9 protein-coding genes are annotated in these 14,593 nt (G+C 41.9%); all 9 read right to left on the bottom strand.

Features of this window, described 5'->3' with window-relative positions; genetic code table 11:
* Positions 1 to 12 precede the first annotated feature (12 nt).
* The 9 genes from tnpB to ACSVDI_RS13605 all read right to left on the bottom strand — a co-directional run bounded on the left by tnpB (position 13) and on the right by ACSVDI_RS13605 (position 14,574).
* Positions 13 to 249: an IS66 family insertion sequence element accessory protein TnpB gene (tnpB, locus tag ACSVDI_RS13565; protein ID WP_457943636.1), complete on the bottom strand. Its 237-nt coding sequence runs from the start codon at positions 247 to 249 to the stop codon at positions 13 to 15.
* Positions 243 to 545, bottom strand: coding sequence for an IS66 family insertion sequence element accessory protein TnpA (tnpA, locus tag ACSVDI_RS13570; protein WP_457943637.1), 303 nt, complete (start codon positions 543 to 545; stop codon positions 243 to 245). Before tnpA ends, tnpB begins: the two co-directional genes overlap by 7 nt.
* Positions 546 to 863: 318 nt before the next feature.
* Positions 864 to 4,712 (bottom strand): TIM-barrel domain-containing protein, encoded by a 3,849-nt coding sequence (locus ACSVDI_RS13575; RefSeq protein ID WP_457943638.1) that lies wholly within the window; start codon positions 4,710 to 4,712, stop codon positions 864 to 866.
* Between the two features lie 82 nt (positions 4,713 to 4,794).
* Positions 4,795 to 8,088: a TIM-barrel domain-containing protein gene (locus ACSVDI_RS13580; RefSeq protein WP_457943639.1), complete on the bottom strand. Its 3,294-nt coding sequence runs from the start codon at positions 8,086 to 8,088 to the stop codon at positions 4,795 to 4,797.
* A gap of 390 nt (positions 8,089 to 8,478) precedes the next feature.
* Positions 8,479 to 9,753: an IS110 family RNA-guided transposase gene (locus ACSVDI_RS13585; RefSeq protein ID WP_457942479.1), complete on the bottom strand. Its 1,275-nt coding sequence runs from the start codon at positions 9,751 to 9,753 to the stop codon at positions 8,479 to 8,481.
* Positions 9,754 to 10,056: 303 nt separating this feature from the next.
* On the bottom strand, positions 10,057 to 10,707 hold the full coding sequence (gene pgmB, locus ACSVDI_RS13590) for a beta-phosphoglucomutase (RefSeq protein WP_457943640.1): 651 nt from the start codon (positions 10,705 to 10,707) through the stop codon (positions 10,057 to 10,059).
* A 107-nt stretch (positions 10,708 to 10,814) separates the two neighbouring features.
* Positions 10,815 to 12,806: a glycoside hydrolase family 31 protein gene (locus ACSVDI_RS13595; protein ID WP_457943642.1), complete on the bottom strand. Its 1,992-nt coding sequence runs from the start codon at positions 12,804 to 12,806 to the stop codon at positions 10,815 to 10,817.
* Positions 12,807 to 12,821: 15 nt separating this feature from the next.
* Positions 12,822 to 13,664, bottom strand: a complete 843-nt coding sequence (locus tag ACSVDI_RS13600) for a carbohydrate ABC transporter permease (RefSeq protein WP_457943643.1) — start codon at positions 13,662 to 13,664, stop codon at positions 12,822 to 12,824.
* The gene (locus tag ACSVDI_RS13605) at positions 13,654 to 14,574 is read right to left on the bottom strand and encodes a carbohydrate ABC transporter permease (RefSeq protein WP_457943644.1); all 921 of its coding nucleotides are present in this window, start codon (positions 14,572 to 14,574) and stop codon (positions 13,654 to 13,656) included. Before ACSVDI_RS13605 ends, ACSVDI_RS13600 begins: the two co-directional genes overlap by 11 nt.
* Positions 14,575 to 14,593 lie beyond the last annotated feature (19 nt).

Raw genomic sequence — 14,593 nt, forward strand, 5'->3', positions numbered from 1 at the left:
CATAGATAAAGCTCATATGTTGAAATGCCCACGTTCAAGCCTTTTGAAATGCAGCCAGAAGCCGTTATCCTCCCATGTCAGAATTTTCAGTCGGTTGCGCTGCCTGTTGCAGAACACAAACAATGCTTCTTTAAACGGGTCAAGCTTAAAGCTGTTTTCCACAAGCGATACAAGACCGTTGATTGATTTGCGCATATCCGTATCTCCGCAGGCAAGATATATTGCAATATCCATATTATCCGTCAGCATACCGTCATCAGCACCTCAACGATCTCTTTAAACAGTGCTTTTGAAAAGCCCTCATCAACCTTTATTTTGCATCCGCCGACTTCTATGACGATTGATGCCTGACATACCGGACTTTTTATCTGAACCGGTATCCAGTTTTGCTGAATCACAGGTTTGGCTTCTTCATTTTTCAGCCATTTGCCAAGTGTGGATCTACAGACTCCGTTTTCCCTGCACCACTTATTTTGTGTCTGCCCGCTCATGCGGTATGCCGATACCAAGCTCTCACGCTGTTCTGATGTGTATTTTTCTGCCATAATGTACCTCTTTCTTTTTTATACATTATGACATCTCGCTTTGCTTTTTTACAGGTGGGTACGGTTTGACGGTTACAGAATTGGCGAGCAACCTGCCTGAGTATCCTGTTTGCCCGGGAAAGGGAGGGGGGTTCGGTTTTCGCTCCAAGGCTAATTGTAGAAATCGGAGACATTCGCCGATTCCATATCAGGAAAGCATTGATTGCTTTTACGAGTATGGATGCTCTGCCTTACCCAATCCGGGCAATTTACCGGAGTGAACCGGAACATCTCGTTATTTTTTTATACGGGCAGAGATTAAGGTGGTTACAGAACCTTTTATTGTTTATATAGCCTTACATCATCAATATGAACGATTGTCCCACCAGGCGAGTCGCAGTAGAAACCAACATCTACATGCCCATTGGTAACTTGCACATTTGATACAATAATTTTTTTCCATCCGCTTCCGGATGAAGGGAGATTAGTAAAAATATTATTCCCTCCATAGTCAGTTATTTCCATACGGCATGTTGTAGGCGCAGTATTTATAACTTTTGCCCATGCTTCCACCGTATAGGTGCCGTTTGCTACGGATACATTTTGATGTATGCTTTGCTTAAAATTGATTCCGCTGTAAAAATATGCTCTCTTATCACCTTCATGCGGTGAAGCAGGTGGATTAGAATCTGAACCGGAGTTGATGCCATAAGCAACGGACTGTCCATCTGGATGCCATTCGGTCCATTTGCTGCTGTACCCAGTCGGCCTTTCAAAATTGCCATTATCCAGTAAATTGATTGGTGCAGTAACTTCGGAAGATAACGGAAGTGTTAGTTTATCCAAATTTACATTACCGGAATTACCACTGTCAAATTTTAACTTAATAGTGTTTTTTCCTGATATCAACGGCAGTGTAACCTTGACATCCTGCCATAGATTCCAATTGCCCCCATTGCTCGGTAAATCAACTGCAGAAACAAAGTTGTCATTAACATACAAGTTTAGATTTTTTGCAGTTTGTGTGCCATTGCAGAAACGCAGAATCGCGTTATAGGTACCCGATTGCGGCAATACAGCGGTAAATTCCGCTGCGTTACCTACAGATGTTAAAGTATCCACAAAACCTGTTCCACTATAGAAATGATGATCATAATTGACTTTAGCCGACCCATAAAGCGCGGCAGACTCTGCTTCCATTTGAATATGGGTGGGATAAAATGGTACTTTAATATAGTCTAAGCTGATATTTCCACTATCCCCGTCAGCATAATCATTTTCTATGGAAATGCTGTTATTGCCTGCAGCAAGAGGTATTGAAACATTAAGGTCTGACCAAGTATCCCAGTTTAAAGTCGAAGGCAAAACCGCTTTGCAGGCATATTTCCCATTTACATAAATCGACTTGCTTTTCGAAGAAGAATTTCCATTGGAATAGCGAAGTGAAACCTTGTATTCCCCAGGATTGGTTACTTTCGTGTAAAATGTAACGGCAGCTTGATCGGAGTCAAACTGATCCACAAAACCTGTTCCGGAAAACCCGCCATGATTATTATTTACAGAAGTTTTTGTCTTTGTTGAGTTCCCTGAAAGGGAAGCGTCTTCCGCTTCATATTTTTGACTTGTGTCAGATACAGTTGTAATTCCGTTTAATACGATACTCTTTGCAACATCGGAGCCAGCAGAAGTTTTTATATAGGTTACATCACCATAAACATCTTTTCCAACAGTATATGCGGAGCCATTTGTTGCCAAGAGTGTATTGTAGTCTGTGCATTTAGGTAGAGCTGTTTCGTTTTCCGTTACAGAAGATGCAGGTGTTCCATGAACCGCTAAATAGTAGTATTGAACTCCATTGCTATATGTACCTGCTTTAGATGAAATGTTTATTGTTACATTTTCTGCTCCTTTTTGAGCAGAAACAGTTTGTCGAAAATATTTGTTTCCTTCGTATTGATATGTCTCCCCATCATCGTCATAATAATTAAAATTGGTCGTTTGGGAGGATGGGAAAATATCAAATTTGACTTTACTAATTGTTTTTTGACCAATATAATCAACGACATCCTGTGAAGGAATAATAGCACCTTCTTTAATAAACATCGGCAAATCTGTCCATGAATCGTTGTTGAGCATATACGGGATATAGTGCCCACCGGTATAACTTACGCCTCGATTATAATCAATCCATGTTCCTTTCGGAAGATAAATCCATTTACAGGCCTGGTTCCGTTCAGTGACGGGTGCTGTCAAGAGCCAGTCGCCCAACATCCATGCGTCAGAGTAATTTGCTACATTCGTATCAGTCGGGTAATCAAACAAAAGCGGGCGTACAATTCCTAAACCTGTATCATAAGCTTCTCTTTCATAAGAATAAAGATATGGCAATAATGAGTAGCGAAGCTGGATAGCGGCTTTTGTTACTTCTTCAGCTGTCTTGCCGAAATACCATGGCTGGCGTTGGTGATTGTATGTTCCGTGTACACGGAATTTAGGTGCTACAGAAGCAAGCTGAAGCCAACGAGTATAAAGTTCTGGGCTTGGGTTTTCAATCGTACCCGAATTTTGATTAAAACCACCGCCATCACAGCCCCACTTGGGCTGGCCGTTGTTGATTGTTGACAGTAAACTTGCCTTTTGCTCATTCAGACCTGCAGCCCAGTTAACACGTTCCCCTTTGTAAAACTGTGTGGCAACATCACCCGACCAAAGGCTGGTGCTATAACGTTGTGTACCCGGGTAGTAGTTTCTTGCGGTTTGCCAGACACGCATTTGACCATTCATATATGATCGTTGTCCTTCATACATTCCCTGTGAAAGATGTAAGGTAGTGAAATTGCCAAACCAGTAGGATGCTGTGTCAGTCGACACTTTATCGGTCTCATCGTTCCACCAGCCAACAATTCCTTTGTTAAAAACATCAATGGAATGCTGCCAATACCATGCACGTTCATTTGGGTTATATGGATCAATGCTTTGGACGGTCACCGGATAAAAATAATCTGTATATTCATTTTGACCAGGGTAAAAATAGCCGCCCTCTTTCGCCGCTTTTCCTTGTGCTGTTTGTGTACCATTTGAAAGTTTTGTTACAATACGTGGTTTTGTAATTCCTATTAATTTTATGCCTTTTGAATTCATGGTATTTTTTAGCGATGTTGTAGCAGCGGAAGGAAAATTTGCTGTATTCCATGTAAATTCACCGTAATTGTCAGAGCCATACTTTTTCCAGTCATAGTCAAGGCCATACGAGTCCAAAGGAATATTCTTTGCCCGGTAAGTATCTACCATGTCATTTAGCTCAGTTTCATTTATCCCCCATTCGAAATTTGAAAACCCCAGAGACCATTTTGGCATCATCGGTGATGTACCTGTTATCTTTGAATAGTCTTTCATGATTTGTTTGGGTTCTCCAAACATTATATAGTACTCTACATCGGTTTTATTATATCGGCGGCCTTCTCTCGGAGTATTACCATAATAGAATTCCATTTTTTTGTTTGTAGAGTTGATGTAAGGATACCCGCCGTCCGAATCAATCAAAAGCCCATATCCCGCTGTGGACCACATAAAAGGTCCACCGGAATCACCTTGTTGCCCAGCAGTGGCTTCACCGCTGGTATCATTTCTCAAGAGTTGACCATTTTCAGAAAAGCAATCATATCCATGAATGCCATACATGTTTGTTGCAGCAGCACGTACAAAGCGAATACCGCCATTAAAGACGCCTCCGGAAGAAGGTTCCCAGAACAATGTGGTACCATCGGCCTTTTTAACTGTCATACGGCAGGGCCTTTTTGCTATTTCAATAACCATTGCATCCGTTTTTATGGTAATAGGATCATTTGCTGTGTTGATTGTTGCTGTGGTTGCATTCCATGAAAGATTTGGATCTATCATTGGCGTATCAGGACTAGGCTCTTGGGAGTTTGGCTGATAGTCTACACGCAAGATATTTGATTTACAGACTTCCAATGTCAACTTATCGTCGGAAGGTTCTGAACCGTTATCAATTGTCAGAACGACCTTGTTATCCTGTGTCGTAGCACTGATTACATTTCCTAAAGCGGATGCGTAGGCATAGGCTGTTATTCGTAAATTTCCTGAAGATGCTGTGAAAGATATGACGAATGCCATGAATACTGCGGCTGATTTAATATATAACTTTTTATATGAAGCCTTTAACATTTGATTTCCTCCCATAAATTAAGATTGGTGTAGCAGTGCGAGAATCTCATACTCGCATTGCTACACTTTTTTATAAAATTAGCTAATCTAGGCGAAGACAATCAAGATTAATACTAGCATAGTCAGAAGCGGTATATGCGACGCGGATGGTATTTTTCCCGGAATTAAGATTTACTGTAATCGGCACTTCGGCCCAGGAATTCCAGCCTGATGTTTTTAGGAACAGCACAGTGCGGTTTGCTCCTCCGTTTACAGAGTAACTTCTTTGTGCAGATTCAGCTCCTGCTGAATACCTCAGCTTAAGCGTTGCTGTACCTGATTTAGAAGCGTATACTGTAAATTCTACAGAATCTCCGTTTTTGTTAAAATGATCTACAAATCCATCACCATAGTACCCTGTATGATTTGTATTGGTGCTTACATTGTTAAGAGCAGCGTGCTCAGCCTCATAGGGAGCTTTTTTGATACCATTTAAAACAATTGTATGTTCTGTAGATGCCGCGGCCGTTTTCACATAAGTAAGTTTTTCAGATATACTATAATAGTAACCATTGGTAGCATGAGAAAGCGACGTTAATGAATCATATTTAGTCAACGCAGTTCCATCTAACGTAACACTTGACGGCTGTGTGCCAAATACTTGTGTTGTAACCGGAATATTGGTTGCAGGCAAATATACCTTTACCATGCCATTTGAATAATTTTCAGACGCCCGTACCGTCATTGTCGTTTTGTCATTATTCGTTAAGGTATAGCTTGATTCGCCTGACGGATAGACTCGGAAGGTAAGATGATCATAAGTGTCAACATTGTTGCCAATATTTCCGCCTAGCTCATAATTGCTGTTGAAATTCATTGGGATAATACTTCCATTTTTAACATAAACAGGTATTGAGTCAACATCCGCATAATACGATTTGTAACCACCGCCGCACGTAAGTGCATTGTGAAAGAAATCGACCCATTCACCTTGGGGAAGATATACATCTTTTGTTGTTTTGCCTTGGTCCAAGACAGGAGCTACCAAGATATTTCTTCCGAACATGTATTGTTCATCAAGGGAATATGTGTTTGCGTCGTCAGAAAAGTCAAGCATCATAGCTCTCATCATTGGCGTACCATTAGCTGCGCTGTTTTGTGCTTCACTATAGATATATGGGAGTAAGTTCATGCGTGTGTTTATATACTTTCGAAATGTTGGGATTATAGTAGTATCCCCCGTGCGGCTTTGTACGTTCCAAGGTGTTCTTTCTTCACTTGGTGTTGGATTTGACTTTTCAGAATGGAATTGCATGATAGGACAAAAGGCAGCCATTTCTGTACTGCGTTTATATAATTCCGCCGTAGGAAAGTCGCCAGTAAATCCAGCAAGATCCCAACTCCAAAACGGAACCCCTGAGATTCCTGCGCTAAGACCGGCGCGAACAGCATCTTTGAATGCCGAAAAACTTGACGCCTGGTCCCCTGACCAATAGATGCCCTTAGTTTGCGAACCGGCAGTTCCAGAGCGGCCAAAGGTAATTCCATTTCCCGTTTTCTGTTTTATAAAATCGTTATAACCTTTGATATAATACAATGGATATTCATTGCGCATTTCCGATTCGGTTTTACCGTTATAGAAAGAAGTGTGTTTGCCCCAAACCATTTCACCGCCGTCTGTTTTGAAACCATCAATTCCAATATCGTCGATGAGGTATGACCGTTTGGACATCCACCAGTTTACCGCTAGAGGATTTGTGAAATCAAGGAGCAGGCTGTTTCCAAACCAGCCGGATGAAGAAATGCGATAAAGGCCGCCCTTTCCATCTCGAACTGCATACCCCTCTTTGATCATATATTGCTCATCATTATCCTTTTGCTGGTAAGCATAAGAAGTGTATTTTTGAACCGGAATCTGCCAAAGAACCACTTTCAATCCGTTATTATGTAGCGTGTTAACCATTTCTTTTGGATTGGGCCACTTAGCGCCATAAGTAAAATCAGAATTTGAAAAAACTTTATCACCGGATTTTGGCGTATAGGTGGAATCATTCCAGATATAGAAAGTGTTTTCATCACTCCACTGCTCCAAGACCATAACTGTTGCTGGAATGTTATTATTATTTGCTTGTGCCATCGCATTCATTACTTCCGACTGTCTGTCCCATTCATTTGCAGACATCCATAGCCCGAATGCCCATTTAGGTAATTCTTGAGGAAGCCCTGACAATTTGCTATATTCACTAATTACATCTAAAGGATTGCCAGCTATAAAGTAATAATCAAGAAATGCATTTGGTTTTCCATCGGTGTCTACCGTAAATGAATATTGGCTTGTATTGCTTGATGCCATATCGAATTTTGAATAAGCGGTTGAATTGAGGTACAGTCCATAGCCATTATTGGAACAAAAGAAAGGAACCGCATAATATGTTTTGTCGCCTTGGTTTAGGTATTGGTTATAAACATACGTGTCAATCGTTTTTCCTCTCTGCTGATAGGTGCTGTAATGTTCACCAAAACCATAGAATTGTTCCGTCGACGGTGAATTATAGCCGTCCTGTACTTTCTCAATGATACTTGAACCATCCGTCAACCAGGACATCTCATTACCCAAACCACCGCTTGTCGAAAGGACTTTGGCCTTTTTTATATCATAAATTTGCATAGAATACGGCTGTTTTGTTACTGTGACCCTTAACTTTGTGGTGGTAATTATAATGGAAGACGAGTTTTCGGTTACCTGAAAATCAGTTATTCCGGAATTAAACGTAGCGTTCCCCTTAGGAGAAAGTTGAAACTCGACGGTGGATTCTGTAGGAAAACTTAAACACATTTTGGGGGAGAATGACCCTGTATTCGGTGTGGCATTCAAAATGATTTTGCCATTCGTCTGAGATGCCAAAGAAACAGATTTAACATGTTCCCAATCTGTTACGTGGAATTCAAACGAACCAATGGTTTTTTCGTTTTGTCCGTCTTTATTTGCATGAACAGTATATTCAACTACATCGCCTTTTCGAAAACTACCCAAATTAGCTTCCCAATAAGAATTGTTTCCGTTGTTATATTTCCATGTCGCACCAATTGCCTGCTGTTGTACCCCGTTTTTTTTGTAGGTAATCCATACTGTTTGTCCAAATTCAATAGGCCATGTCGTACTGCGTACCAAGACATTTTCCCCTGCGACCGGATTTCGTGGCAACCTTTCATCTGGTTGAATATCATAGATGCAGTTTAAACCATAGGGGTCATGCCAAACACCATCCAATGCATACGCAGGAGTTGATATCGCTGTAAAACATACAATTACTGCTATAAAAACGCTGAAAAACCTTTTCATAAATACACCTCCCTTAATAAAGTCTCTCATACTTAATTTGTCTTCATTTTTCATAGATTTTCATGTTAATCTGGTTGAGCCTTTACTCCAGATACTGCGATTTAGCTGGTAGTTTTGTGGTTTCAGGCAGAGCAAATAAAACCGCATATGTTTTATCTGTCTCGGCCATCGGGATCCCACATCAACTCCAAGCAGCAAACCTCCCATGTCTTCCGGCATCGAATGTGCCTAATTCCTTCGTCCTGCTTATCCTGGAGGTGGAACGTCAATCATGCTCCTAAACTGGGTCTATGCCCTAAAGGTGAAATTCAACTTGACTGCCCCGGCTCTTCCTTTTCAAAGTGCAATTTGGTGCCCACTATTGCTGTAATCGTTGTACCTGATTCCACTTGCTGCGGCCGGCAAGTTTCCTCAAATACCGCTGCCTTGCTTGTCTCAGGAGGCTTATGCCGCCTTCATCGACCGGTTCATATCGTTCATCATTTTCTTTGCGTCATAATCGTTACCTTTTGTAAGTATTGCAAATATAACTCGAATTAACTTCCCGCACAGGGCTATGACCGATTCCATCTTGGTCAACGGGTTGTTTTCCCGCGTCAGGTTCCTCCTGTGGATCGCCCGGAATTCCTGATTCGTTGCCAACATGGTAATGATCGCTCGGAACAACCCTTCACGGAGTCGCTTCCTTCCTCTCTTACTGATAGTGGTTTTCCCCTTGTGCTTACCAGAACTGTTCTCTCTCAGGCTCAAGCCCGCCATTTTCTGTATCTGTCGAGGATCATGGAATCGGTGGATGTCTCCGATCTCGCTGACGATGACTGCCGCCGTCACCATCCCGATTCCTTTTATGTCCAAAAGTTTTGATGCATTTGGCACCCTTAACAACAGCTCCTGCATAAGCATTTCAGTTTCTTGCTTCTGCCGGTCGATCAACTCATATTGTGTCAAAATATTTTGCAATGCTGCTTCTGCCGCCTCTGAGCCAGCGGTCCTGCCGATAGACTCCGAAGCTGCCTTTACCAATCTTTCAGCCCTTTTCAAGCTTGGCCGTTTCATCTCCTGCCGCCAGGTCTTCATTAGACCTGCCACCCCGGCTGTTACCACTTTTTGGGGTGTCGAATGATGTCTCAATGTCAGCCAGGCAGCGTCTCTGTTCCAATCCTTGAACACTTCACTGAATTCCGGAAAGCGGATGTCCAGCCAGCGTAATACCTGATTACTTAATATGGTCAGCTGCTCCAACAGCCGTTCCCTCTCAGCTACTGCTTCCCTGAGTTCCTGGAACAAATCTTCCGGTATGTATACCTCCCGAAATCTCCCGTCCTTCACCAGCATGGCTATGGTTTTCGGATCCTTCCGATCATTCTTGGTTGGGCTGTTATCATCCAACTCTTTTGTACACTTTACGTGAAACGGATTCACTATCCCGAGCCGATGGCCTTGTCTTTGCAGGTGATCCCCCAGCGTGAACCAGTAGTGCCCTGTAGGCTCAAAACCTACAATCGCCTCGGTTTTTCCATGCTCCCTCATAATTTCCTGCATCCAGTTTTCAAGAGACTCATAACCTTGTCTGGTGTTACTGAACCTGAGGAGCTTTGCTAGTTCTAATCCTCTGAAATCAAAAGCTCTGGCATAGTGTGCTTCCTTTCCTACGTCTATTCCGACGATAAGGGTTTCAAATTTGATTTGCAAAATCTTCTCGTTTTGTGTACGCTTCATATTAGATGCCTCCTGTATTTTTTGATTGTGGTTACCGTCACGCAACTCACATATCAAATTCTACAGGTTGGCATCTTCTTTTTCAAAGTTCATTTTTATTCCTTACAGGAATGCTCCTAATCAAAAATAAAAATTCGTTCGTATAACAGTTGGAATAATATTACACCTCCAATTTTTCCGTGATTAACTGTATATAAACGAACAATTCCTTACAAGTCAGGGGTAATAACCAAACTCTGGTTCCTTTGCAAGGCCTGTTACAATTCATAAATTATTGGAAGGCGTTTGTACTGTCTTGCTAACTTATTTACTATTTCCGGTAATTATATCAATTAATACATCAAATTGAATCAGGTGATATTTGGCGAATGGGGATACCAGTGCATCGCCCAGGCCAGCAGCATCAAAACCGCCGCGCACCGCCGCATCAATTCCTGCCACTGCGTCTTCCACCACAAGGCAGGAGCTTGGAACAATTCCTAATCGTTGTGCCGCAAGTAGAAAAACTTCCGGATTCGGCTTCGAATGTTGAATTTCATTACCGTCTACAACGGCGTCAAAGTAATAACCGAGGCCAATTCGTTCTAATATGTACCTGGCGTTTTTACTAGACGAACCGATTGCAAGTTTACAGCCAACTTTCCGTAGAACGTCCAGCGTGTTCTTTACATCGGCAGAAAGGTCAGCAGGTGACATCTGCACCAGTAACTGACGGTAATATTCATTCTTTTCCTCTGCTAATTCGTATTTTTCAGCATCGGTATAAATATTTTTGCTGTTTTCCAGTATGATATCCAGACTTTCCATGCGGCTTATCCCACGTAGACGGTTATTGATCTGTTTGTCAAAATAAATGCCAAGACGATCCGCAAGCTTTTTCCAAGCAAAATAGTGATAAGCGTCCGTATGGCAAATGACACCGTCCAAGTCAAAAATAATACCCTGATAGTTCAAGTTACCCCACCACTTCTGAAATGCGACTACGGATTTGTACCGTATTCGCGATCTGATAAGTTTTCTATTCAAATCGGATGCAGTTGCAATGAACATTCCAAGAACTGTTAATGAATTATCCGAACGGTAAATGGGCAAATGCTGCACCCGGATTTTTTCCAGCCTGTTTCGTTCCATGTTAGTGTAAAATCATTGCCAAGATTGTCATGAAAATGATAAGAACCGGTATCGCCCGCAAGGAGAAAATTCAAATGGTGATAAGAATCTACTCCATTCCCGATGCTGCTTCCCAACTTTTGTGAATCATCCAGATTCAATGCAATGCCATGTCCTGCTCGTAAATAGACCGGAAACGAGTGCAGAGTACAGATAGACTCAACTACTTGCCCTCCTAATTTTTTTTCACCCGTAAATAGGTTATACCATACACCGTTCGGCAAATAAACAGAGCGACATCGTGCGTTTTCTTCCAATATGGGGGCTATTAAAAGGCTTTTTCCCAGAAGAAATTCATCATCAATACTCAACGCTGTCTGTTCATTGGGAAAAGCATAGGCCAACGGACGAATCATAGGGCGGTACTGCTGGACACAGTCAAGTGCCGTGCTATATAGGTATGGCAGCAGGTTCATCCGTAAGTTATACCAAAACCGCATTTCATTGATAAAATCCGGTGTTCTGTGTACATCTGCCAAATTCCATGGGCTGCGCTCATTATTATTACCAGATTCCGTTGGCATCAGGTCTCGAAATTGTCCACCATCCGGTTCGGAATGCCACTGCATCACCGGGCAGAAACAGGCGAGCTGTGTAGCACGGCGGTAAAGGTCAAGTGTGGGTAGGGGGCCTGAAAAGCCTGCAATGTCGAATCCCCAAAATGGGATCCCCGTCATGGCTGCGGACAGCCCTGCGCGCAAAACACTTTTCAGTTCATTGTTTTCGCTTTGCTGGTCGCCTGCCCAAAGTATAGGAGTGGTATGCTGTCCCGCATACCCAGCACGGCTAAACAGCACATGATCTTCCCCGATGAATTCTGTATATGCGCTTGTATAACTTTGAGAATACCGGTTTTTCATTTGTTCGCCGGTGGACCCATCTTTGAAATTTAAATCGGTGCGGTATATAAATTCGCCGCCATCTGTTTTAAATCCATCCACACCGATATCAAGCAGATACTGGCGCTTTGAAAACCAAATGCGCCTTGTTTCCGGATTTGTAAAGTCGGGAATCATAGAGCCCGAGAACCAGTGGCCTTCGGGAATCTCATAAGGCAGTCCTTTGTCTGTTTGCACACATAACCGATTTTCCACAGCAAAGGCACGGTCGTTCTCGTTTTGCGTATTGAGCGGTTCATCCAGGCCCTGCTTTTTATAGACCGGAATTTGCCATAGGATCAGATGGATCCCCCTGTTATGAAGATTCTCAATCATGCTGCGGGGATCAGGCCATGGGCTGTCAGAAAAATCAAAATCAAAATAACTGAACGCTTTGTTTCCGCTGACAGGAGTATATTTTGCGCCATTAAAAATATAAAAAGTAGATTCGTCGCTCCAAGCTTCCAATACCAGTACAGTGGTAGGAAAATGATGACGGTCAAGTTCTGCAATCTGTTTTTCCACTTTTTTCTGCGTATCCCAGTGATTGGCGGAAATCCAAGGCCCAAAAGCCCATTTTGGCGGTAGTTTGGCAGTACCGAAGAGAGACATATACTCTGAAATAATCGTTTCCGGCATACCAGAGAAAAGTATGACAGAAGCGTTGGTGGGCATGGAAATTACAATTTCCTCACCAAAATCGAATATTGTTTTACAATCTGTTTCGATATATAGGCCAAATCCTGTGTTTGTCAAGAAAAACGGAGCGGAACAGTATGTTTTATCTTCTTGGTGGCAAAACTGCTCTTCTACACAGTTAACCACATGGCGACCTTTTTGATTGAGAAAATTGTATTTTTCTCCCATTCCGTAGGCGGCATCATATGGGAGAGAAATGACTAGAATACCCATTTCGTTTTCTGCACTCCACTGGAGTTGAGCACTGTGGTCACAGAATGGAAAAGACAGAAAGGTCTTTTGTTTAGAAAATGTGATTCTTTCCATTGCAGGTTTTCCAGGTCAGCCTTTTACACCGCCGACCGTCAATCCTTCCTTAAAGTATTTTTGCGCGCAGATATACACGATTAAAATCGGAATGATCGAAATAAGGCTTCCCGCCATCATCAGATTAAACTGGTTACTGTACTGACCCTGCATGGAATTTAAAATAAGAGGTAGTGTATATTTTGTACGGTCAGTGAGGAGAACCAGAGGCAGTAAATAATCATTCCATAAATCCATAAATGACAAAATTGTTAGTACGGCCAGGGTACCGGAACAAAAGGGAAGAATGATCTGAAAAAATACGCGCCACATACTCGCACCGTCAATCGTTGCCGCTTCAATATAAGCATCGTTGATGGTCAACATCTTTTGTCGCAACATGAAAATCGCAAATGCGTTAAACAGTTGTAAAAACAAAAACGCATTGAGGTTATTCAATAGATTCAGTTTATTCATTACAATAAATAACGGAATAAACGTGGTTTGCGCAGGAATCATCAAGGCGGTGATATACAGACCAAAAATAACTCCTCTTCCATGAAACTTGATTTTTGTCAGAGCAAAAGCCGCCATGGCTGCGCATAGCAATCGAAACGCAGTACAAACTATCGCGATATAAAAGCTGTTTATGATGGAAGTCCCGAAATTTGGAATCGTAAATAATTTATAGTATGCATCAAGTGTGGGATTTTGAGGGATCCATTCCACTGGCAAAAGCATCAAAGCTCCTCTGCTTTTTAACGAAGTCACGATCATCCAAAAGAATGGGATGCATACCATAACAGCAATCAATGATGCAAATATATAATAAAATATTCTAAAGACTATCCGTTTTTTACTTGTTGAATTAATCATCATAGTTCACCCACTTGTTTTGTAATTTCATTTGTACGAAAGTCAAAACCATAACGATAACAAACAAGATCCAGCTTAAGGCGGACGCGATACCCATTTCGTAATATGTAAAACCATGCTTGTAAATACGTTCTACCATAACCATCGTAGAACCGCCCGGTCCACCGTCCGGCGTCATAATCATGACTTGAGGGAAAATCTGAAAAGAATTAATTAGGCTAATAATTAGCACAAAGAAAATTGTTGGCGTTAAAAGCGGTAATGTAATTTTAAAAAATCGTATAACATTATTGGCGCCATCAATTGCTGCCGCTTCGTAATATTCGTGATTAATTCCCTGTAGGCCAGATAATAGCATTAAGCCAAAATAGCCCATGTCTTTCCATATGGAAGCCAATACAATCGCCGGCATGGCCCAATGAGGACTTTGTAACCATTGAGGGCCGTTTATACCCAAGAATGACAACATTGAATTTAAAATACCGTATTGTGGGTTCAGTACCCATTTCCAAATTAAAGAACCAGCCACCCATGAAGTAATCACGGGAATATAATAGACCACACGGAAAAAGCCTACCCCATGTGCTTTGCTGTTCAAAATACCGGCGACGCAGAGTGATACCAGAAGCATGAGCGGAATATAAAGTACCACAAACTTTAGAGTGTTTGACAACACCTGATAAAGCTCAGTGTTACTGAAAATTTCCTTATAATTTTGCAAACCAACAAAATATTGTTTCATGAAACCCTGAAAATCACTTGCTAATGTCAACTGGCTTAGACCATCCCAGTTTGTCAAGCTGATAAACAAAGTGGCGATTACCGGTAGAACGCTGAAACCCAAAAATCCTACGAGGCTAGGAAGCAGAAACGGCAGTGCCACGCGAAATCCTGATGTATGCGAATGCTTCATATCAATTCTCCTAAGTCTT

It is taken from the genome of Caproiciproducens sp. LBM24188, from assembly GCF_054130445.1.

What these genes read in the sequence shown, in the direction of transcription:
- tnpB (WP_457943636.1), bottom strand. Translation starts at nt 249, where the DNA reads ATGCTGACGGATAATATGGATATTGCAATATATCTTGCCTGCGGAGAT.
- tnpA (WP_457943637.1), bottom strand. Translation starts at nt 545, where the DNA reads ATGGCAGAAAAATACACATCAGAACAGCGTGAGAGCTTGGTATCGGCA.
- ACSVDI_RS13575 (WP_457943638.1), bottom strand. Translation starts at nt 4,712, where the DNA reads ATGTTAAAGGCTTCATATAAAAAGTTATATATTAAATCAGCCGCAGTA.
- ACSVDI_RS13580 (WP_457943639.1), bottom strand. Translation starts at nt 8,088, where the DNA reads ATGAAAAATGAAGACAAATTAAGTATGAGAGACTTTATTAAGGGAGGT.
- ACSVDI_RS13585 (WP_457942479.1), bottom strand. Translation starts at nt 9,753, where the DNA reads ATGAAGCGTACACAAAACGAGAAGATTTTGCAAATCAAATTTGAAACC.
- ACSVDI_RS13595 (WP_457943642.1), bottom strand. Translation starts at nt 12,806, where the DNA reads ATGGAAAGAATCACATTTTCTAAACAAAAGACCTTTCTGTCTTTTCCA.
- ACSVDI_RS13600 (WP_457943643.1), bottom strand. Translation starts at nt 13,664, where the DNA reads ATGATGATTAATTCAACAAGTAAAAAACGGATAGTCTTTAGAATATTT.
- ACSVDI_RS13605 (WP_457943644.1), bottom strand. Translation starts at nt 14,574, where the DNA reads ATGAAGCATTCGCATACATCAGGATTTCGCGTGGCACTGCCGTTTCTG.